The organism is Streptomyces sp. NPDC037054 (assembly GCF_055606745.1).
Window position 1 is genome coordinate 23,681 of the sequence record NZ_JBVJSJ010000019.1, and the last position, 21,274, is coordinate 44,954.

The following is a 21,274-nucleotide window of genomic DNA, read 5'->3' on the forward strand; positions in this document are numbered from 1 at the left end:
ACAATGGCGTCGCACCCAAGGTTCTAGGTCAGGGCCGTAAGTACGCAGAACACCTCCCGCACATACAAGGAGCGGACAGATGCCCATCGCAACTCCCGAGGTCTACAACGAGATGCTGGACCGGGCGAAGGCAGGCAAGTTCGCCTACCCGGCCATCAACGTGACCTCCTCCCAGACCCTGCACGCGGCCCTGCGCGGTTTCGCGGAGGCGGAGAGCGACGGCATCATCCAGATCTCGACCGGCGGTGCCGAGTTCCTGGGTGGCCAGCACAAGAAGGACATGGTGACGGGCGCGGTCGCCCTCGCCGAGTTCGCGCACATCGTCGCCGACAAGTACGACATCACCGTCGCGCTGCACACGGACCACTGCCCGAAGGACAAGCTCGACGGGTACGTACGTCCGCTGCTCGCGGTCTCCGAGGAGCGCGTCAAGGCCGGCCGCAACCCGCTGTTCCAGTCCCACATGTGGGACGGCTCGGCGGAGACCCTGGCCGACAACCTGTCCATCGCGCAGGAGCTGCTGGAGCGCGCCCGCGCCGCCAGGATCATCCTCGAGGTGGAGATCACCCCGACCGGTGGCGAGGAGGACGGCGTCTCCCACGAGATCAACGACTCCCTCTACACGACGGTCGACGACGCCGTCCGCACCGCTGAGGCGCTCGGCCTGGGCGAGAAGGGCCGCTACCTGCTGGCCGCGTCCTTCGGCAACGTCCACGGCGTCTACAAGCCGGGCAACGTCGTGCTCCGCCCCGAGCTGCTGAAGGAGCTCAACGAGGGCGTCGCCGCCAAGTACGGCAAGCCGGCCGGCGCGCAGCCGTTCGACTTCGTCTTCCACGGCGGTTCCGGCTCCACGGCGGAGGAGATCGCCACCGCGCTGGAGAACGGCGTGGTGAAGATGAACATCGACACGGACACCCAGTACGCCTTCACCCGCCCGGTCGTGGACCACGTGTTCCGCAACTACGACGGCGTCCTGAAGGTCGACGGCGAGGTCGGCAACAAGAAGACCTACGACCCGCGCACCTGGGGCAAGCTCGCCGAGGCGTCGATGGCCGCGCGCGTCGTCGAGGCCTGCGGGCACCTGCGTTCCGCCGGCACGAAGATCAAGTAGTCCCGCGTCGGTCGGGCCCGGCACCTGCTCAGGTGCCGGGCCCTTCCGCATGCGCGCGGCCCGCCTTCCGTATGCTCCCCTTATGCCCGATGTCAGGCTGGCCTCGCCCCAGGGCAAGTGGATCCTGCTCACCACGATCCTCGGCTCCAGCATGGCCCTGCTGGACTCGACCGTCGTCAACGTCGCCCTGCCCCGCATCGGCCGCGACCTCGACGCCGACCTCGCGGCCCTGCAGTGGACCGTCAACGCGTACATGGTCACGCTGGCCGGGCTGATCCTGCTCGGCGGCGCACTCGGGGACTGGTTCGGGCGGCGGCGGATCTTCGTGATCGGCGTGCTGTGGTTCGCGGCGGCGTCCCTGCTGTGCGGGCTCGCGCCGAACGCCGGTCTGCTCGTCGCCGCCCGCGCCCTCCAGGGCATCGGCGGCGCGCTGCTCACGCCCGGCTCGCTCGCGCTCATCCAGGCCTCCTTCCACCCCGACGACCGGGGTCGCGCGGTCGGCCTGTGGTCCGGCTTCGGCGGGATCGGCGCGGCCGTCGGGCCGTTCGTCGGAGGCTGGCTGGTGGACGGCCCCGGCTGGCGGTGGGTGTTCCTGCTCAACGTGCCGCTGGCCCTGCTGTGCGCCCCGATCGCCGTACGGCACGTGCCGGAGTCGGCGGACCCGCGCGCCCACGGCCGCTTCGACGTGCTCGGCGCGGGGCTCGGGGCGCTCGCCCTCGCGCTGCTGACGTACGCGCTGATCGAGGCGCGCGGCGGTTCGCCGGCCGTCGTCCTCGCGGCGCTCGCCGGGCTCGCGGCGGCCGTCGCCTTCGTGCTGGTCGAGCGGCGCCGGCCCGAGCCGATGATGCCGCTGGACATCTTCGCGTCCCGCCAGTTCACCGCGGTCAACCTGGTCACGCTGTGCGTGTACGCGGCGTTCGGCGGCTTCTTCTTCCTGGCCGCGCTCCAGCTCCAGGTCGTCGTCGGCTACTCGGCGCTGGCGGCCGGGACGGCGCTGCTGCCGACCACGGCCCTGATGCTGCTGCTGTCCGCCCGCTCCGGCGAACTCGGCGACCGCATCGGCCCGCGCGTCCCGCTCACCGTCGGGCCGCTGCTGTGCGCGGCGGGACTGCTGCTGATGCTGAGGGTGGGCCCCGGCGCGTCCTACGCCGCCGACGTCCTGCCCGCGCTGCTCGTCCTCGGCCTCGGCATGGTCACGCTGGTCGCGCCGCTGACGGCGACCGTCCTGGCGTCCGTGGACACTGCGCGGGCGGGGCTGGCCAGCGGCATCAACAACGCGGCGGCCCGCGCGGCCGGCCTCGTCGCCGTCGCCGCCCTGCCGCTGCTGGCCGGGATGGGGCCGGAGGCGTACCGCAGGCCGGCCGCGTTCGACGTGGCGTTCGGCCGGGCGATGGTGCTGTGCGCGGCGGTCCTGGTCGCGGGTGCCGTAGTCGCCTGCGTCACGGTCCGCCACCCGGCCCCCGGCTGCCGCCGCCCGGAATGCCGCACCCACGGGAGCGTGGCGGTGCCGCCGCTGGAGCGGGAGGGATAGGAGGAGGGTGCCCGGCCGCCGGGTGAAAGGCGGGGCTTTCGTCGTCGGGGTGGGGTGTGCGGGAGACTGGGCCCATGGCCATTCACGAGAACCTCCTCGGGGGACCTCCCCCGACCCACCTCCCCGACGACCCGGAGCCCCGCGAGCTCCTCGCCGCCGGCACGTCGCCCTCCGACGTCGCCGCGAAGCACCCGACCTCCTCCCTGGCCTGGGCCCAGCTGGCCGACGAGGCGTTCGAGCGCGGCAGTGTCGTCGAGTCGTACGCTTACGCCCGTACGGGCTACCACCGTGGCCTGGACTCCCTGCGCCGCAGCGGCTGGAAGGGCCACGGCCCGGTCCCCTGGGAGCACGAGCCGAACCGCGGCTTCCTGCGCGCCCTGCACGCCCTCGCCCGCGCCGCGCAGGCGATCGGCGAGCAGGAGGAGTACGAGCGCTGCTCGCAGTTCCTGACGGACTCCTCCCCGACGGCCGCCCAGACCCTGGGCTAGGTCCACGGCATCGCGGGCCCGCCTGTGACCAGGCGGGCCTTGCTCATGTGGGGGACGATTGCGGAGGATGCGAGTGGGGACCGGGGCCCCCGTGCCGGCATCGGCAGGGGCGGACCGCTACCCGGAGTACAAACAGGAGACAGCGATGTCCCACCAGGCTCACCAGGCTGACCAGGCTCACGAGCCCGAGACCCCGCATCTCGACTTCGCCGGCACCACACCGTACGAGGACTACGTCAAGGCGGACGTGCTCACGCACCTCCAGCAGACCCTCTCCGACGATCCCGGAGAGATGGTCTTCCTGGTCACGACCCAGGTCATGGAGCTGTGGTTCACCGTCATCGTCCACGAGTGGGAGACCGCCGCGCACGCCCTGCGCCAGGACGACATCCCGACGGCGATCGCCGCGCTGAAGCGTTCCGTCCGCGAGCTGGAGGCGCTGAACGCCTCCTGGACGCCGCTGGCCCAGCTCACGCCGGCGCAGTTCAACTCGTACCGTTCCGCCCTCGGCGAGGGCTCCGGCTTCCAGTCGGCGATGTACCGCCGCCTGGAGTTCCTGCTCGGCGAGAAGTCCGCGTCCATGCTGGTCCCGCACCGGGGCGCGCCGCGCGCCCACGCGGAACTGGAGAAGGCCCTGCACGAGCCCAGCCTGTACGACGAGGTCGTGAGGCTGCTCGCCCGCCAGGGGTACGACATCCCCGACGCCGTGCTGCGCCGTGACGTGTCCCGGCGCTACGAGCCGTCGCCCGAGGTCGAGGCGGCCTGGGCGGCCGTCTACTCCGGCGACCAGAACGCCGAAGTCGCCCGGCTCGGCGAGGCCTTGACCAACGTGGCCGAACTGGTGTGGCGTTGGCGCAACGACCATCTGGTCGCGACCCGCCGCGCGATGGGCTCCAAGGCGGGTACGGGCGGCTCCGCCGGAGTGGCCTGGCTGGAGAAGCGGGCACAGAAGAACGTGTTCCCCGAGCTGTGGACGGCGCGGTCGTATGTCTGAACTGGCCTTGCGGGCGAAAGAGCTGGACGCCGCCGACGAGCTGGCCGGGCTGCGCTCCCGGTTCGTGCTCGACGGCGACGAGGTCTACCTCGACGGCAACTCGCTGGGCGCGCTGCCCGCCGCGGTGCCCGACCGGGTCGCGGACGTCGTACGCCGCCAGTGGGGCGAGCTGCGCATCCGGTCCTGGGAGGAGAGCGGCTGGTGGACGGCGCCCGAGCGGATCGGCGACCGGATCGCCCCGCTGGTGGGCGCGGACGCCGGGCAGATCGTCGTGGGCGACTCGACGAGTGTCAACGTGTTCAAGGCACTCGTGGGCGCGGTGCGGCTGGCGGGCGACGAGCGGGACGAGGTCCTGGTCGACGCCACCACCTTCCCCACGGACGGGTACATCGCCGAGTCGGCCGCCCGGCTGACCGGCCGCACCCTGCGCCCCGTGGCGCCCTCCGAGGTCCCGGCCGCGCTCGGCCCGCGCACCGCCGCGGTGCTGCTCAACCACGTCGACTACCGCACCGGCCGGCTGCACGACCTGCCGGGCCTGACGGCCGCCGTGCACGAGGCGGGCGCGTACGCCGTGTGGGACCTGTGCCACAGCGCGGGCGCGCTGCCGGTCGGCCTCGACGAGCACGGCGTGGACCTGGCGGTCGGCTGCACGTACAAGTACCTCAACGGCGGGCCGGGCTCCCCGGCCTACCTGTACGTGCGCCGCGGCCTCCAGGACCGGTTCGACTCCCCGCTGCCCGGCTGGAACTCGCACGCCGAGCCGTTCGGGATGCGCCCGGAGTACGAGGCGGCGCCCGGTGCGCGGCGCGGCCGGGTGGGCACGCCGGACATCCTGTCCATGCTGGCCCTGGAGGCGGCGCTGGAGGTGTGGGACGGCGTCGGGATCGAGGCCGTGCGCGCCAAGTCCCTCGCCCTGACGGACTTCTTCCTGGAGTGCGTCACGGCGTACGTGCCCGAGGGCCGGGTGGAGTGCGTGACGCCGCTCGCCCACGCGGAACGCGGCAGTCAGGTCGCGCTGCGCTGTGCGGACGCCGGTGAGGCGATGAAGCGGCTGATCGAGCGGGGCGTGATCGGCGACTTCCGGGCCCCGGACGTGCTCCGCTTCGGCTTCACCCCGCTGTACGTCGGCTTCGCGGACGCGGAGCGGGCGGCGCGGGTGCTGGCGGAGGTGCTGGCGGAGGTACCGGCGTGAGCGTCGGCGTGAGGGTCGGCGTGGGGGTCACGCCTCCCGGTCGGTGACGTACACCCCGGCCGCCGCGGCGGCGAACGCGGCGCGGGCCGCGCGGTCCGCGGCGGCCGGGTCCGGTGCCTGGCCGGTGGTCAGCAGGGCGTAGTACAGCGGGGCCGACACGGCGCGGACGACCGCCGCCGCGTCGGTCCCGGCCGGCAACTCGCCCCGCCCAATGCCCTGTTCCACGCACGGCGCCCACTCGGCGACCCGCACGTCGTAGAACCGCCGCAGCGCGTCGGCGGTGCGGTCGTCGCAGCTCGCCGCGGCGATGACCGCGCGGAACAGCGGGCCCTGGCGCGGGTCGGCCAGCGTGCGCCGGACCAGGTCCGCGTTGGCGCGCAGGTCGCCGAGGACGGTGCCCGTCTCGGTGCGGGGCAGCGACTGCTCGGCCATGTCGGCGAGCAGGTCCGCGACCAGAGCGGTCGGGGTGCCCCAGCGCCGGTAGACGGTCGTCTTGCCGACCTCGGCCCGCCGGGCCACGTCCGCGAGGTCGAGGTGCGCGAATCCGCGCTCGGCGAGCACGTCCCCGGCCGCCCGCAGCACGGCCGCGCGGACGCGGGCGGTCCGGCCACCGGGGCGTACGGTGCCCGGTTCGGACGCATGCCCTCCGGGGCGTGCCGTGCCGGGTTCGGCGGACATATCGGCCTCCTTGCCGCGTTGCGGGTCACCACGCCAGCGTAACGAAACGCCAGAACCGTTTGCCGCTCACCGAGCGTGACGTCTTCGGGTCCGCGCACGTCACCGGCCTGGTACCGTCCCGGCCAACGGCCGATTATCTCTCCTGGTCCGCCAAATCCGTTTCATCGCTGAGAGGTTGGAGCATGCCGGACGACGCCGCAGCACCGGGGAACGCCGCCGCCAGGGCCGCCGCCGAGGAGAAGTCGGCCTTCTCCCACCCGACGGTCGACCCCGACGCACGTGCCGCGTACGGCGACCACCCCGACCAGGTGATCGACTTCTACGCCCCGCGCCGCGAGGCGGTCCCCGGTGTCCCGGCCCCGCTGGTCGTGGTCCTGCACGGCGGGGCCTGGCGTGCCCCCCACGACCGCCTCCACATCAGCCCCTTCGCCGCCTTCCTCGCCCGTCGCGGCTTCGCGGTGGCCAGCGTCGAGTACCGGCGCGGAGCGGCCGGCGGCGGGGACGCGGGCGCGGGCCCGGCCGTGGGCGCGGGGGCCGAGGGCGGGGTCGCCGGCCGGTGGCCCGAGACCTTCGACGACGTCGCCGCCGCGCTGGACGCGCTGCCCGCCCTGGCCCGGGAGGCGCTGCCGGACGCCGACGCGCGCCGCGTCGTCGTGACCGGTCACTCGGCGGGCGGGCACCTCGCCCTGTGGGTGGCGGCCCGGCACCTGCTGCCCGCCGACGCCCCGTGGCGCACCGACCGGCCCGCACCGCTGCGCGGCGTCGTCGCGCTCGCCCCGATCGCCGACCTCACGGTCGCCGACACGCTGGACGTGTGCGGGGGCGCGGCACGTCAACTCCTCGGCGGCGACGCGGCGTTCGACGAGCGCCGCCCGTACGCCGACCCGGCGCTGCTGCTGCCCACCGGCATCGCGACGACGCTGGTCCAGGGCCGCGCCGACCTCGACGTGCCGCAGGCGGTCGCCGAGTCGTACGCCGACGCGGCGGCCAGGGCGGGCGAGGTGGTGGGGCTGACGCTGCTGGAGGACGTCGGCCACTTCCCCCTCATCGACCCGGCGGCGGACGCGTGCGCGGTGGTGGCGGAGGAGATCGCCCAGCTGGCGTGGTGACCGCGATGTGATCGCCGGTACGGCGTCAGACGGTCCGTCAGAACCGAACGCGGCTAATCTTGCTGTCCCTGGCAGTGAGATCTGGGGGAGCGGATGAGCGAGACCGTGTCCGATGAGACGCCTGGCTCCGACGACGGGGGCGGACGGTACCGGGCGGGCCGGATGGTCGCGCGCCGTTACCGCCTGGAGCGCGAGTTGGGCCGGGGCGGCATGGGCGTGGTCTGGGAGGCCCACGACATCTCCCTCGACCGTCAGGTCGCGGTCAAGGGCCTGCTCAGGACCTTCGACGGCGATGAGGAACAGGCCCGGTGGCTGAGCCGGGCCCGCAGTGAGGCCCGCGCCCTGGCCAAGGTCCGGCACGAGAACGTGGTCGCCGTCCACGACTTCATCGAGGACGGCGGGGACATCGGGATCGTGATGGAGCTCGTCGACGGCCGGACGGTCGCCGACCTGCTGCGCGGACCGCACAGCCAGCTGGCCGTGCCGCACGCCGCCCGGATCGCCCTGCAAGTGCTGCACGGCCTGCGCGCCGCGCACGCGGTCGGCGTCATGCACCGGGACGTCAAACCGTCCAACATCGTCTACCGCCCCGACGGGCGTGCCCTGTTGATGGATTTCGGCATCGCCGTCATGCCCGACGTGACGCGCGTCACCCTCCCCCACGAGCAGGTCGGCTCCGTCGCCTACATGGCGCCCGAACTCGTCAAACGGGGCCCGGCGGACGCCCCCTCCCCGTCCGTCGCCTCCGACCTGTGGTCGCTGGGCGTCACGCTGTACGAGATGGTCGAGGGCAGGCTGCCCTTCGAGGGCAACGGGTTCGGGGTCGTCTACGCGATCCAGGAGGAGGACCCGCCGCCGCCCCTGTTCGCCGGGCCGCTGACCGCGCTCATCGGGCAGTTGCTGGCGAAGAACCCCGAGGACCGGCCCGCACCGGACACCGTCGAGCGGATCCTGGGCGACGTCGCCGAGCACCGGGCCGCGGAAACGTCCCCGGGAACCCCGTCCCTGCCCGGCACACCCGGTGCGTCCGGTCCGGCCGGCCCGCCCGGTGCGCCCGCGCCGCCCCGCTGGAGGATGCCGGCCGTCGCCCTGGGCACGGCCCTCGCCCTCGCCGCGGGCGTGCTGACCTGGCGGCACTTCGACGGCACCGACCCGTCGGACACGACGTCGCGGAAGCCGCCCACGCTCTCGGCCGAGGAGTTGGCCAAGGAACTGGCGGGCCACGACGGCGTGCTCCAGATCGGAGTGAAGGCGACCCAACCGGGGCTGAGCCAGCTGGAGAAGGGCCTCTACGAGGGGTTCGAGCCCGACCTGGCGAGGGAGATCGCCAAGGAGCTCGGCTTCGAGGAGGAGGGCCAGGACTTCGAGTTCCGGACGGTCACCTCGGAGAACCGCGACGACAAACTCCAGCCCGACATCCCGGGCCATGTGGAGATGGTGCTCGCGACGTACAGCATCAACGCCACGAACCAGAAGGAAGCCGAGTTCGCCGGCCACTACATGAGCACGTTGGGCGCCGTCCTCGTACGGTCAAAGGGGCGGCGCGATTTCAGGGATCTGGGCGAGCTGCGGGCAGCGGACCCGCAGGACACCCATGTGTGCACCGCGTCCGGGTCGAAGACGTACATCAAGCTGCTGAAGGAAGAGCACTTGGGGCCCCACACGGAGACCCGCGAGACGTACGAGGGGTGTGTGCAGGCGCTGCTCGACGACACGTCCAAGGTCTACGGCGTCGTCACCGACGAGGCGATCCTGCGGGGTCTGCACTCCAAGCGCGAGGACTCCACGAAAGTACTGTCGTTCCCCGGCGACCACCAGAAGTACGGCGTCGCCCTGGCGAAGGGCAGGACCGACCTGAGGCGGGGGGTGTGCGAGGCGGTGCGCAGGGTGCTGACCCGCGCCCCCGGGCATCCCAGGAGCTGGTGGAAGCTGTACGACCGCCACCTCAAGGACCTGATGGCGGGCGAGTCCTCCAGCCCGCCCCCCACACCGTGTCCCCAGGCGTGACGCCGCGCGTCTAGTACCTGAGACGGACCCCCGGAACCCGTCTCCACGGGGACGACCCCGTCCTCGCCCCAGGCCTACCGTGTGGGCGTGACCGAGACGACGCACATGGACGACGACAGGGCGCGCAGCCCCGAGTACCGGCTGGCGCAGGACGCCGTGCGCGGGCTGCGGCAGGACCTGATGCAGGACGCCTTCGCCTACCGGCCGCTGCCGCCCATGGCGACGGACGGGCCCGTGACGCGGGCGCTGCCCGCGCGGTTCAGGGCGCGGGCCGCGTACCTGCCGCACGCGGCGGTCACGGGTGCCGCGCTGCTCGCGCTGTACGGCGGATACGTCGGCAACAGCGGCTACTCGGGCCTGCCCGCGCTGGTGACGGGCCTGTTGTGCGCGGTGCCCGTGCTGGCCACGCTGGTGCGGCCGGTCGGCGCGTTCTGGCTGTCCCTGGCCGTGACCCCGGTGGTGTCGGTGCTCGACGGGGCCTGGGGCGACTGGCCGTGGACGCCGGGCGCGTTCATCTGCCACCTGACGGTGCTGATCGTCGTGGCCCTGCGCACCCGGCCGCGCACGGCCGCCTGGATGTGGGTGCTGACCCTCGCCTACGGCTTCCTCGCGGAGGTGGTGTTCGGCAGCGGACGGGATTCCGACAACACCGGGCCCATGCTGGTCCTGTCGGCGCTCGCCCTGCTCGTGGTCGCCGTACGGCACACCCGTCGCGAGGCCCAGCAGGAGGTGACCGCGCAGCAGACGGTGACCGCGCACGAGCGGTCGCGGCGGACCCTGCTGGAGGAGCGCACGACCATCGCCCGTGAGCTGCACGACGTGGTCGCCCACCACATGTCGGTGGTCGCCATCCAGGCGGAGGCCGCGCCCTACCGGGTGGAGAACCCGCCGCCGGAGCTGGAGCGGGCCTTCGCGACCATCCGGGAGAACGCGGTCGCGGCGCTGACCGAGCTGCGCCGCGTGCTGGGCGTCGTGCGGGCGGAGGACTACGAGGCGCCCGACGCCCCGCAGCCCACCCTCGCCGACCTGGACGCCCTGCTGGCCAACGTGCGCGACGCGGGGCTGACGGTGGAGAAGGCGGTGACGGGAGCGGTGCGGGAGCTGCCGCAGGGCGTGGAGCTGTCGGCGTACCGCATCGTGCAGGAGGCGCTGAGCAACTCGCTGCGGCACGCGCCCGGCGCGAGCGCCCGCGTCGAGATCGGTTACGTCCTCGGCGGACTCGGCCTGCGGATAGTCAACGGCGCGCCGCCCGAGCCGTCCCTGGTCAAGCCCTCGCCCGGCGCGGGCCACGGCATCACCGGCATGCGCGAGCGGGTCTCCATGCTGAGCGGCGAGATGACGGCGGGCGCGACGGACGACGGGGGTTACGAGGTGGCGGTGTTCCTGCCGGTCGCCGCGGTGGGCGACGGTGCCGCATGACGATCCGGGTGCTGGTCGCCGACGACCAGATGATGGTGCGCGAGGGCTTCTCCGTCCTGCTGAACGCGATGCCCGGCATCGAGGTCGTGGGCGAGGCGGTCAACGGGCGGGAGGCGGTCGAGAAGGTGCGCGAACTCGCCCCGGACGTCGTGCTGATGGACATCCGCATGCCCGAGCTGAACGGCATCGAGGCGACGCGGGAGATCGTCGCCGCGGACGGTTCGGCGAAGGTGCTGGTGCTGACCACGTTCGACCTCGACGAGTACGTGTACCAGGCGTTGCGGGCGGGTGCCTCCGGCTTCCTCCTGAAGGACGCCTCGGCGCGTCAACTCGCGGACGGAGTGCGGGTGGTGGCGTCGGGCGAGGCGCTGCTGGCCCCGTCGGTCACCAGGCGGCTGATCACGGAGTTCTCCAAGCTGTCCGACGCCCCGCGCCCGATGCCGGCCGGGCAGGCGGCGTACGGCGAGCTGACCGAGCGGGAGACGGAGGTGCTGGTCCTCATCGCGCAGGGCCTGTCGAACGCCGAGATCGCCGGCCGCCTGGTGGTGGCGGAGTCGACGATCAAGACCCACGTCAGCCGGATCCTCGTCAAGCTGGGCCTGCGGGACCGCACCCAGGCGGCGGTGTTCGCCTACGAGGCCAGGCTCGTGACGCCGCGTTAGGCGTGGGCCCACCCGGGGGCGGCGGCTGTGTGTGCCGCTTGGTTTCCGTCATCGTCCCCTCCTCTCATGGCAACCGATCCACCGCTTTGACGGCGTATTGGAGGAAATGGGGCGACCACTACTCGGCCAGTCCCCGTACCCGGTCTTGTGCGGACGCGCCGTCCTGTTCACCATGGCGGAACGAACTTGTCAGGGTCACGCCAACAAAGCGGCGTGTTCCTGGTGGCACGTCATGGGGGCGTCCATCCAACGCCCCTCCCCGGTTCCCCATAACCTGGAGGACGACAGTGCGACTCCCTCGCTCCCGCAACCTCTCGCGACGCGCACGGCTGATCGCCACGGCGACCGGTCTCGCGGCCACCGCGGCGCTGGCGGTCCCCGCCGCCAGCGCGTCGGCCCAGCCGGCCCCGAAGACGTTCAGCGCCGCCGAGCTCCAGCAGGTGAACGAATCCGTGCTCAACGCCGACATCGGCGGTACCGCCTGGTACACCGACGCCACGTCGGGCAAGGTCGTCGTCACGGTCGACAGCACGGTCAGCAAGGCCGAGATCGCCGAGATCAAGCACGAGGCCGGTGCGAAGGCCGACGCTCTCGTGATCAAGCACACCCCTGGCAAGTTCACCAAGTACATCGCCGGTGGCGAGGCCATCACCACGGGCGGGTCCCGGTGCTCCCTCGGCTTCAACGTGCAGAACAGCGCGGGCACCAAGTACGCGCTGACCGCCGGTCACTGCACCAACATCGGCAGCTCGTGGTCCATCGGCACCACCGCCGGGTCCAGCTTCCCCGGCAACGACTACGGCATCATCCGGCACTCCAACCCGGCCAACGCCGACGGTCGTGTCTATCTCTACAACGGCACGTACCAGGACATCACCCACGCCGCCAACGCCTACGTCGGCCAGTCCGTCAGGCGCAGCGGCAGCACCACCGGCCTGCGCGGCGGCACCGTCACCGGCCTCAACGCCACCGTCAACTACGGTTCCTCCGGCGTCGTCTACGGCATGATCCAGACCAACGTCTGCGCCGAGCCCGGCGACAGCGGTGGCCCGCTGTTCGCCGGCACCGCGGCGCTCGGCCTGACGTCCGGCGGCAGCGGCAACTGCACCTGGGGCGGCACCACGTTCTTCCAGCCCGTCATCGAGGCGCTCAACGCCTACGGGGTGAACGTCTACTGAGCCCGCCTCCGGCTCGGGTGAGCTGTCCACTGGCCTGAGCACTGTCCCCGCCCGGTTCACCGGTCGGGGACAGCGTGCGTTCCAGAACTGCTGGCGGTACCCCTGGCCGGTAGCGTTCCGCCGGGTTAGCGTCCCCGCATGGCAGCCTTCGACCCGTGGGACCCCGCGTTCGTCGCCGACCCGTACCCCGCCTACGCCGAGCTGCGTGCGCGGGGCCGGGTGATCCACTACGAGGCCACCGACCAGTGGCTCGTGCCGCATCACGCGGACGTGTCCGCGCTGCTGCGCGACCGGCGGCTCGGGCGGACGTATCTGCACCGGTTCTCGCACGAGGAGTTCGGGCGGACGGCGCCGCCGCCGGAGCACGAGCCGTTCCACACGCTGAACGACCACGGGATGCTGGACCTGGAACCGCCGGACCACACGCGCATCCGGCGCCTGGTGTCGAAGGCGTTCACGCCGCGCACCGTCGAGCGGCTCCGGCCCTACGTCGAGCGGCTCGCCGCGGAACTGGTGGACGGGCTGGTGGCGGCCGGTGGCGGGGACCTGCTCACGGACGTCGCGGAGCCCCTGCCCGTGGCCGTGATCGCCGAGATGCTGGGCCTCCCGGAGTCGGACCGGGCGCCGCTGAGGCCCTGGTCCGCCGACATCTGCGGGATGTACGAGCTCAACCCGTCCGAGGAGGCCGCGGCGAGGGCCGTGAGGGCCTCCGTGGAGTTCTCCGAGTATCTGCTCGGGCTGATCGCGGAGCGCCGCAAGCGGCCCGGTGACGACCTGATCTCCGGGCTCATCGCGGCCCACGACGAGGGTGACCGGCTCACCGAGCAGGAGATGATCTCGACGGCCGTGCTGCTGCTCAACGCGGGTCACGAGGCCACCGTGAACGCGACGGTGAACGGCTGGTACGCCCTCTTCCGCCACCCCGGGCAGCTGGCGGCGCTGCGCGCGGACCACTCCCTCGTGCCCACCGCGATCGAGGAGCTGATGCGGTACGACACCCCGCTCCAGCTGTTCGAGCGGTGGGTGCTGGACGAGATCGAGATCGACGGGACCACCGTCCCGCGCGGCGCCGAGATCGCGATGCTGTTCGGGTCGGCCAACCACGACCCGGCCGTCTTCGCCGAGCCCGCCGGGCTGGACCTGGCTCGCCGCGACAATCCGCACATCTCCTTCAGCGCGGGCATCCACTACTGCATCGGCGCCCCGCTGGCCCGCATCGAACTGGCGGCGTCGATGAGGGCGCTGCTGGAGAAGGCGCCGACCCTGGCCCTCGCCGCGGAACCGGCCCGCAAGCCCCACTTCGTGATCCGAGGGCTGGAAGGACTCCCGGTCACGGTGTGAGCGGGAGCCGGGGGAGCCGGGGGAGCCCTTCCGGACCCGGGCGAACACCCCCCCCGCTCACGTCGTCATGTCGCGCCTGCGCAGTGCCCCGAGCCCCGCCGTCACCAGGGTCGCCGCGAGCGCCGTGAGGACGAGGACCGGTGTCCAGCGCATGTCGCCACCCGGCAGCTTGGGCAGGTGGCCGAAGGGGGAGAGGTTCAAGGCCGCCTGCGGGACGTCCAGGGCGGGGCCGACCCAGCCGAGCAGCAGGACCGCGCCGGCGACCGCCCACGCCGCCGTCGCCGCGCGCGGCAGTGCGCCGAGCAGCAGGACCGCCACGCCGCCGATCACCCACACCGCGGGCAGTTGCGCGAGGCAGGCGCCGAGGATCGGCACGATCTCCTCGCCGTGGCCGACGGCGAAGCCCGCGCCCGCGACCAGCATGATCAGGGCGGCCCCGCCGAAGGCGACCACCAGATGGCCGGCGGCCCAGCGCAGCCGTCCGACGGCGCCCGCCAGCACCGGCTCGGCGCGTTGGGAGGTCTCCTCGCCGTGCAGCCGCAGCACGGACGCGACGACGTACAGGGCGGCGATCAGGCCGAGCATGCCGATCATCGCGGACAGGAACGCGTCCGTGATGCCGGACTGCCCGCCCATGCGCTCGATGATCTCGCGGGCGTTCGCGTTGTCGCCGACCAGCTCGGCCGCGCCGTCGGCGAGCGAGCCGTAGACGACGCCGGCGAGGAAGAAGCCGATGCTCCAGCCGAGCACGCTGCCGCGCTGGAGCCGCCAGGCCAGCGCGCCCGCCGTGGCGAGACGGCCGGTCGCCGGTCCGGGCCGGGAGGACAGGAAGCTCATGCCGACGTCCCGGCGCCCGGTGAGCTCGAAGGCCACCGCGGCCTGGACGAGGACGGCCGCGGCCGGCAGGGCGAGCACCCACCAGCGTTCCCCGGCGAAGGCCCGCAGGTTCTCCAGCCAGCCCAGCGGCGACACCCACGTCAGCACCGACGAGCCGTCGTCGGTGGCCGAGTCGCCCGCCGCGCGCAGCACGAACGCCGCGCCGAGTACCGCCGCCGTCAGCCCTCGCGCGAGCCGGGCGCTCTCGGTGAGCTGGGCGACGATCGCCGCGATCGTCGCGAAGACCATGCCGACGCCCGCGATGCCGAGCCCGAGGGCCACCGCCCCCGACGTGCCGTGGCCGGCGAGCCCGGCGGTGACGAGCAGGGCGAGGACGGCGTTGGCGACGGCCGCCGCGAGCAGCGCCGCCGTCAGGGAGGCCCGGCGGCCGACCATGCCGGACGCCACGAGTTCCTGGCGGCCGCTCTCCTCCTCGTCGCGGGTGTGCCGTACGACGATCGCCAGGCTCATCACGGCGGCGAGGGCGGCGGCGTAGACGCCGACGCGCCAGGCGGTCAGCGCGCCGATCGAGTCGCCGAAGACGGGGCCGACCATGGCGCGCAGGGAGGAGTTGGCCGCCGCCTGGCCGATCAGGTCGGCGCGCTCGGCCGGGGTGGCGTACAGGCCCTTCAGGGTGTTCGGCATGGACAGCACCATGAGGGCGTTCACGGCGATCCAGACGGGGATCATCACGCGGTCGCGGCGCAGCGCGAACCGCAGCAGCGTGCCGGTGCCGGCCAGCCGGCGGGAGCTTCGGGGGCGTACGCCCCAGGCCGCGGCGGTCATCGGGCGCCCGCCCCGGTCGACTCGCCGGACTCGTCCGACTCGGCGCTCCCGCTCGCCCCGGCCGCCCCGTCGACGTAATGCCGCAGGAACAGCTCCTCCAGGGTGGGCGGCGTCGACGTCAGCGAGCGCACGCCGGACTCGCCGAGCGAGCGCAGGACGGCGTCGAGTTTGTCGGTGTCGACCTGGAGCCGGACGCGGTTGCCCCGGACGTCGAGGTCGTGGACGCCGGGCAGGCGGGACAGGCCGTCGGGCGGACCGGCGAGGTCGGCGGTCACGCTGGTGCGGGTCAGGTGGCGCAGGTCGGCGAGCGAGCCGCTCTCGACGGTGCGGCCCTTGCGGATGATGCTCACGCGGTCGCAGAGCTCCTCGACCTCGCTGAGGATGTGCGAGGAGAGCAGGACGGTCCGGCCGCGGTCGCGCTCCTCCCCGACGCAGGTCTGGAAGACCTCCTCCATCAGCGGGTCGAGGCCGCTGGTGGGCTCGTCGAGGATCAGCAGGTCGACGTCCGAGGCGAACGCGGCGACCAGGGCGACCTTCTGCCGGTTGCCCTTGGAGTACGTCCGGCCCTTCTTCGTCGGGTCCAGTTCGAACCGCTCGATCAGGTCGGCCCGGCGCCGGGCGTCCAGCCCGCCGCGCAGCCGGCCGTACAGGTCGATGACCTCGCCTCCGGAGAGGTTGCGCCACAGGGTGACGTCGCCGGGGACGTAGGCGATGCGGCGGTGCACCTCCACCGCGTCCGCCCACGGGTCGCGCCCGAGGACCTGGGCCGCGCCGGCGTCGGCGCGCAGCAGGCCGAGCAGGACGCGGATGGTGGTGGACTTCCCGGCGCCGTTGGGGCCGAGGAAGCCGTGCACCTCGCCGCTCTCGACGTCGAGGTCGAGTCCGTCGAGGGCGTGCGTCCGGCCGAACGACTTGTGGAGTCCGGAGACGGTGATGGCCTTGGTCATGCCTCGGAAGCTACGCTTCCTTCAGAAATTTGTGAAGTTAAGGAAGCGTATGAATCGGCCGTAGACTCGGGGAAGCGGGCACGAGCAGGGGAGATGATCCGGGCATGACGGAAGCGACGGCCCAGGGCCGGCCGGACGGGCGGGATCCGGAGACGGTCTCGCGGTTCGTGGAGAACTTCGCGGCGCAGCTCGTCGAGGCGGGCGTCCCGCGGATGCCGGCCCGCGTCTTCGCCGCGCTGCTCGCCTCCGACGCGGGCACCCTGACCTCCGCCGACCTCGGCGAGCAGCTGAGGATCAGCCCCGCCGCGGTCTCGGGCGCGGTGCGCTACCTCGCCCAGGTCCACCTGGTCTCCCGCGAGCGCGAGCCGGGGTCGCGCCGCGAGCGCTACCGGGTGCACAGCGACCAGTGGTACGAGGCGCTCACCAACCGCGAGGCGATCATCAAGCGCTGGGAGGACGCCCTGCGCGAGGGCGTGGCCGGCCTCGGCCCGGACACCCCGGCGGGCCGCAGACTCGCCGAGACGCTGGCGTTCTTCGAGTTCGTCGAGCACGACGTGGCGGACATGATGGAACGCTGGCGCGCCCACCGCGCGAAGCTGTTCGGCACCGGCTGACCGCGGTCCGGGCCGAGGGCGGCGTCACCGCCTCACCCGGCCCGCGGCAGCGTCAAGGACCAGGCCGCCTCCCGTACCGTCCAGGTCCTGCGGCGGACGGGGCCGGAGACCGATGCGTCCGCGCGGTAGTGGAAGTCCGTGCCCGACACCGTGACCGTGCGGCCCTCCGCCAGGACCGGGGAGGCCTCCGCGCCCACCGACACCGGGCGCACCTCGAGCGCGGCCACCCCGGAGGCGCCCGGGCACAGGGACAGGCCCGCCACCGGCTGGTCCAGGTCCACCACGGTGGCGCCGTCGACCTCGATCCGCAGCCGGGACGGGCCGGAGCCGGCGGGGGACGCGAGCCGGGCCGGGCGGGGCGGGACCAGCGTCCGTACGAGGGACTGGCAGGTGCGCAGCCAGGGGCGGGCCGGGTCCGGCGACGCCTGCGGGTCACCCGCCGGGGTGTCCCGCAGCGGGGGTATCCCCACCGCGCCCAGCACGACCCCGCCGCTGTCGTCCACGAGCAGGTCACGGCGCCGGGCCGCGCCGTCCAGCACGGCGCGCGCCGCCGCGACCGCGCCCGTGGGCACGCCCAGCGACCGGGCGAGCCGGACGTCGCCGCCGACCGGCACCATCGACAGCGCACATCCGGCCAGCTCCCGGTGCCGGTGGAGCAGCGACACCGCGCGGATCAGCGTCCGGTCGTCGCCGATGACGACCGGGCGGCGCGAGCCCCGCCGCGCCAGGACGCGGGCGAATTCCTCCGGCCCGTCCGGCAGGCAGACCTTCGTCGTCGCACCCGCGCTGAGCACGTCTTTCGCGATCCGCACCGATTCGCCGTCGGCCCGACGGGCGACCGGGTCGATCACCACGAGCAGCTGGTCGGACGTCGGATATGTCGCCACCTCGGTCCTGCCTCGCTTCCTCGGGTAGCATCTTTGTGCAAGAGCCCCTTGCGCTATTGCGCCAGGGGCTTCGTCTATTCCGGGGCATCCGGTCCGACGGTTGCGGCCAACGACGGCCGCGGGGCACGCGGCGGAAACCCTCCGCGTACGCCCCTGACCCAGGACATGCCCCGCCCGGAAGGGGTGTACGCGCGTGCCCGCACTTGTGCTGCTCGGTGCTCAGTGGGGTGACGAAGGCAAGGGAAAGGCGACGGACCTGCTCGGCGGCTCCGTCGACTATGTGGTGCGTTACCAGGGCGGCAACAACGCCGGCCACACGGTGGTCGTGGGCGACCAGAAGTACGCCCTGCACCTGCTCCCTTCCGGAATCCTGTCTCCCGGCTGTACGCCGGTCATCGGTAACGGCGTCGTCGTCGACCCGTCGGTCCTGTTCTCCGAGCTGAGCGGGCTGAACGAGCGCGGCGTCGACACGTCCAAGCTCCTGATCAGCGGAAACGCGCACATCATCACGCCGTACAACGTCACCGTGGACAAGGTCACGGAGCGTTTCCTCGGCAAGCGCAAGATCGGGACCACCGGGCGCGGCATCGGCCCGACCTACGCCGACAAGATCAACCGCGTCGGCATCCGCGTCCAGGACCTGTACGACGAGTCGATCCTCACCCAGAAGGTGGAGGCGGCGCTCGACGTCAAGAACCAGATCCTCACCAAGCTCTACAACCGGCGCGCCATCGCCGTCGACCAGGTGGTCGAGGAGCTGCTGGGCTACGCCGACAAGCTCGCGCCGTACGTGGCGGACACGGTCCTGGTGCTGAACCAGGCGCTGGAGCAGGACAAGGTGGTCCTCTTCGAGGGCGGCCAGGGCACCCTGCTGGACATCGACCACGGCACGTACCCCTTCGTCACCTCGTCGAACCCGACCGCGGGCGGCGCCTGCACCGGTGCCGGCGTGGGCCCGACGAAGATCAGCCGCGTCATCGGCATCCTCAAGGCGTACACGACCCGCGTCGGCGCCGGGCCCTTCCCGACCGAACTCTTCGACGAGGACGGCGAGGCGCTGCGCCGCATCGGCGGCGAGCGGGGCGTCACCACGGGCCGCGACCGCCGCTGCGGCTGGTTCGACGCGGTCATCGCCCGCTACGCGACCCGCGTGAACGGCCTGACGGACTTCTTCCTCACCAAGCTGGACGTCCTGACCGGCTGGGAGCAGATCCCGGTCTGCGTGGCGTACGAGATCGACGGCAAGCGCGTCGAGGAACTCCCGTACTCCCAGACCGACTTCCACCACGCCAAGCCGGTCTACGAGATGCTGCCGGGCTGGAGCGAGGACATCAGCAAGGCGAAGACCTTCGCCGACCTGCCGAAGAACGCCCAGGCGTACGTCAAGGCGCTGGAGGAGATGTCCGGCGCCCCGATCTCCGCGATCGGCGTGGGCCCGGGCCGCGACGAGACGATCGAGATCAACTCGTTCCTGTAGGACACGGTGCTTCGATACGCCCTCAGTCGGTGCTTTGGCGACTGAGGGCGTATTTCGTCACTCGTCCCAGCCCACCGGGGACTTCGGCGCCACGCAACCCGGGTCGGAACGGGCCTCGTCGAGTACGGGCGGGGTGGTCCGCAGGGCGGTGTTCGCGTCCAGGACAACGGCCTGCCAGGTGCAGCGCAGGCCCGACTTTTCCCGTGTTCCGGTGACCAGGGGCGCGCCGATGGGGCCCTCCCGCACCTCCACGCTCCAGCCGCGGACCGTTCGGGTGCCGACGAAGGATGCCTGGACAGGGTCGCCCGGGCGGCCACCCAGTCTCAGGTGAGCGGCCTCGTCGAAGGGTGCCCGGTCCCACACGAGGTCTCCGTTAAACGATTTCACCCGGATCGTCTTGAGTTGTGGGCACATGCTTGTCGGCGCGCCCTCGGGCAAGATCACCGAGCGGGTGGGAATTTTCAGCTCCAAGCCGTCGGCCTTCTCGACCACTTCACCGAAACTGCCCTCGCACACCGCCACGGCAGTCCCGGCGATGTAGCGCGCCTTCGCGGGGTCGTGGAGGGAGAGATGCAGGCTGAAAGGCCGCTGTCCCAGGTACTCGTTCACGTAGGCATCCCGTTCCCCGTAGGGGGAGGTAATGCTGTCACCAGCGTGCGCCGCCTCCGGTCCAATGACGTCGGGTTCGTCCTCCGCGAATGCGCCCCACACCGTGGTACCACCCACCGCGACCGAGAGCACGGCGATGGTCGCCAGCACCGCGCCCGACAGTCGCTGCCTGACGAGTCCCGCCCGCGACAGCGGCCTGCGCCGGATCCGGGGCGGGGCGATGCCTCTCTCCGGCACGTCCAGTGGGTCGCGTCTGAGGATCGGTTTCAGGGGCGCGAGGGCGTCGGGGACGTCTGGGAACTCCGGGATCTCCGCAGGTTCCTCCCCGGGTGTCTCCGCCCGCTGGGGGGCCTTGGGCAAGGGCTCCGCGGCCACACGGTCGAGGCGGACCAGGAGGGACGTCGGCAGCCACGCCCCGGCGGGGGCCCGGCGCGTCAGTTCCACCAGTTCCGCCACGTCGGGTCTGTCGTCCGGGTCCTTCGCCAGACACCGGCGCACCAGATCGGTGATCACCTCAGGCACACCGGTGAGGTCCGGTTCCTCGTAGGCGATGCGGAACAGGAGGGCGTGCACTCCCCCCTCACCGGTGCCCCGGAAGGGGGAGCGCCCCGTGGCGGCGTACGTCAGGACGCTGCCGAGGGCGAACACGTCGCCGGCCGGTGTGACCCGCTCGCCGCGGACCTGCTCGGGGGACATGAACTCCGGTGTGCCGATCAGGTGTCCGGTGCGGGTGAGCGTCGTGTCGGCGGTGCCGTCGAAGGCGCGGGCTATGCCGAAGTCGATGACGCGTGGGCCGTCGGCGGTGAGCAGGATGTTGGACGGTTTGAGGTCCCGGTGGACGAGGCCGGCAGTGTGGATGGCGTCCAGGGCTTGTGCGAGGCGGTGGGCCAGCACATGCGTGGAGGCAGAGGGCAAGGGACCGAAGTCACCGCGAACGACGGCTCTCAGAGTAGGCCCGGGGACGTACTCGGTGGCCACCCAGGGGTGCTCCGAGTCCGTGTCCGCGTCCAGGACCCGTGCGGTCCACTTTCCGCTGACCCGTCGCGCGGCGGCCACCTCGCGGGTGAACCGGCTCCGGAACGCGTCGTGGTCGACATCGGGGTCGGTACGGACCAACTTGACCGCGACGACAGTGGCGGTGGGACTGCCGCCGCCGTCGTCCTCCTCACCGTCCTCGTCGGTCCGCCAGGCCAGGTAGACCCGGCCCATGCCGCCCGCTCCCAGCCGGGACAACAGTCGGTACGGGCCTATCCGGGCCGGGTCATCGGGAGCCAAGGACTGCATGGCTCGGGATCATTCCAGAGAACGACCCGGGCCATGGCCGTGTTGGGTCCCGACGCCCGCGCGGGCCTCGGTGACCGGGCATAG

The 21,274-nt window shown here is 72.6% G+C and carries 18 protein-coding genes; 13 read left to right on the plus strand and 5 right to left on the minus strand.

What is annotated here, in order from left to right:
* Nucleotides 1–79 precede the first annotated feature (79 nt).
* The 5 genes from fbaA (at nt 80) to kynU (ending at nt 5,316) form a co-directional block, all read left to right on the plus strand.
* Complete coding sequence (gene fbaA / locus ACZ7D7_RS32495) at nt 80–1,111, plus strand: class II fructose-bisphosphate aldolase (protein ID WP_470829022.1); 1,032 nt, start codon at nt 80–82, stop codon at nt 1,109–1,111.
* 82 nt (nt 1,112–1,193) lie between these two features.
* Nucleotides 1,194–2,642 carry an MFS transporter gene (locus tag ACZ7D7_RS32500; protein WP_470829023.1) on the plus strand — a complete coding sequence of 483 codons (1,449 nt, stop codon included), beginning with the start codon at nt 1,194–1,196 and terminating at the stop codon, nt 2,640–2,642.
* Between the two features lie 74 nt (nt 2,643–2,716).
* Nucleotides 2,717–3,130 carry a DUF3151 domain-containing protein gene (locus ACZ7D7_RS32505; RefSeq protein WP_470829024.1) on the plus strand — a complete coding sequence of 138 codons (414 nt, stop codon included), beginning with the start codon at nt 2,717–2,719 and terminating at the stop codon, nt 3,128–3,130.
* A gap of 145 nt (nt 3,131–3,275) precedes the next feature.
* The gene (locus tag ACZ7D7_RS32510; protein ID WP_470829025.1) at nt 3,276–4,124 is read left to right on the plus strand and encodes a tryptophan 2,3-dioxygenase family protein; all 849 of its coding nucleotides are present in this window, start codon (nt 3,276–3,278) and stop codon (nt 4,122–4,124) included.
* Nucleotides 4,117–5,316, plus strand: a complete 1,200-nt coding sequence (gene kynU / locus ACZ7D7_RS32515) for a kynureninase (protein ID WP_470829027.1) — start codon at nt 4,117–4,119, stop codon at nt 5,314–5,316. Before ACZ7D7_RS32510 ends, kynU begins: the two co-directional genes overlap by 8 nt.
* 27 nt (nt 5,317–5,343) lie before the next feature.
* Here kynU and ACZ7D7_RS32520 read toward each other — a convergent pair whose 3' ends face one another.
* A complete protein-coding gene (locus ACZ7D7_RS32520; protein ID WP_470829028.1) occupies nt 5,344–5,994 on the minus strand; it encodes a TetR/AcrR family transcriptional regulator in 651 nt (216 codons plus the stop codon).
* A gap of 182 nt (nt 5,995–6,176) precedes the next feature.
* Between ACZ7D7_RS32520 and ACZ7D7_RS32525 the strand changes: the two genes are divergently transcribed.
* The 6 genes from ACZ7D7_RS32525 to ACZ7D7_RS32550 all read left to right on the plus strand — a co-directional run bounded on the left by ACZ7D7_RS32525 (nt 6,177) and on the right by ACZ7D7_RS32550 (nt 13,710).
* On the plus strand, nt 6,177–7,103 hold the full coding sequence (locus ACZ7D7_RS32525; protein ID WP_470829030.1) for an alpha/beta hydrolase: 927 nt from the start codon (nt 6,177–6,179) through the stop codon (nt 7,101–7,103).
* A gap of 105 nt (nt 7,104–7,208) precedes the next feature.
* On the plus strand, nt 7,209–9,110 hold the full coding sequence (locus tag ACZ7D7_RS32530) for a serine/threonine-protein kinase (RefSeq protein ID WP_470829031.1): 1,902 nt from the start codon (nt 7,209–7,211) through the stop codon (nt 9,108–9,110).
* A gap of 87 nt (nt 9,111–9,197) precedes the next feature.
* Nucleotides 9,198–10,529 (plus strand): sensor histidine kinase, encoded by a 1,332-nt coding sequence (locus ACZ7D7_RS32535; protein ID WP_470829032.1) that lies wholly within the window; start codon nt 9,198–9,200, stop codon nt 10,527–10,529.
* Nucleotides 10,526–11,191, plus strand: coding sequence for a response regulator (locus tag ACZ7D7_RS32540; protein WP_470829034.1), 666 nt, complete (start codon nt 10,526–10,528; stop codon nt 11,189–11,191). Before ACZ7D7_RS32535 ends, ACZ7D7_RS32540 begins: the two co-directional genes overlap by 4 nt.
* Nucleotides 11,192–11,478: 287 nt before the next feature.
* On the plus strand, nt 11,479–12,369 hold the full coding sequence (locus ACZ7D7_RS32545) for a S1 family peptidase (protein ID WP_470829035.1): 891 nt from the start codon (nt 11,479–11,481) through the stop codon (nt 12,367–12,369).
* Between the two features lie 138 nt (nt 12,370–12,507).
* Nucleotides 12,508–13,710, plus strand: coding sequence for a cytochrome P450 (locus ACZ7D7_RS32550; protein ID WP_470829036.1), 1,203 nt, complete (start codon nt 12,508–12,510; stop codon nt 13,708–13,710).
* Between the two features lie 57 nt (nt 13,711–13,767).
* Here the strand turns inward: ACZ7D7_RS32550 and ACZ7D7_RS32555 are convergent, their stop codons facing one another.
* Both ACZ7D7_RS32555 and ACZ7D7_RS32560 read right to left on the minus strand, forming a co-directional pair.
* Nucleotides 13,768–15,372: an ABC transporter permease gene (locus tag ACZ7D7_RS32555; RefSeq protein WP_470829038.1), complete on the minus strand. Its 1,605-nt coding sequence runs from the start codon at nt 15,370–15,372 to the stop codon at nt 13,768–13,770.
* Nucleotides 15,369–16,319 carry an ABC transporter ATP-binding protein gene (locus tag ACZ7D7_RS32560; protein WP_470829039.1) on the minus strand — a complete coding sequence of 317 codons (951 nt, stop codon included), beginning with the start codon at nt 16,317–16,319 and terminating at the stop codon, nt 15,369–15,371. Before ACZ7D7_RS32560 ends, ACZ7D7_RS32555 begins: the two co-directional genes overlap by 4 nt.
* A gap of 104 nt (nt 16,320–16,423) precedes the next feature.
* Between ACZ7D7_RS32560 and ACZ7D7_RS32565 the strand changes: the two genes are divergently transcribed.
* The gene (locus tag ACZ7D7_RS32565) at nt 16,424–16,933 is read left to right on the plus strand and encodes a GbsR/MarR family transcriptional regulator (protein WP_470829040.1); all 510 of its coding nucleotides are present in this window, start codon (nt 16,424–16,426) and stop codon (nt 16,931–16,933) included.
* A gap of 32 nt (nt 16,934–16,965) precedes the next feature.
* Here the strand turns inward: ACZ7D7_RS32565 and ACZ7D7_RS32570 are convergent, their stop codons facing one another.
* The gene (locus tag ACZ7D7_RS32570; protein ID WP_470829041.1) at nt 16,966–17,820 is read right to left on the minus strand and encodes a diacylglycerol kinase family protein; all 855 of its coding nucleotides are present in this window, start codon (nt 17,818–17,820) and stop codon (nt 16,966–16,968) included.
* 193 nt (nt 17,821–18,013) lie between these two features.
* Here ACZ7D7_RS32570 and ACZ7D7_RS32575 point away from each other — a divergent pair, with 193 nt between their 5' ends.
* Nucleotides 18,014–19,297: an adenylosuccinate synthase gene (locus tag ACZ7D7_RS32575; protein WP_470829043.1), complete on the plus strand. Its 1,284-nt coding sequence runs from the start codon at nt 18,014–18,016 to the stop codon at nt 19,295–19,297.
* A 57-nt stretch (nt 19,298–19,354) separates the two neighbouring features.
* Here ACZ7D7_RS32575 and ACZ7D7_RS32580 read toward each other — a convergent pair whose 3' ends face one another.
* On the minus strand, nt 19,355–21,190 hold the full coding sequence (locus ACZ7D7_RS32580) for a serine/threonine-protein kinase (RefSeq protein WP_470829045.1): 1,836 nt from the start codon (nt 21,188–21,190) through the stop codon (nt 19,355–19,357).
* Nucleotides 21,191–21,274 lie beyond the last annotated feature (84 nt).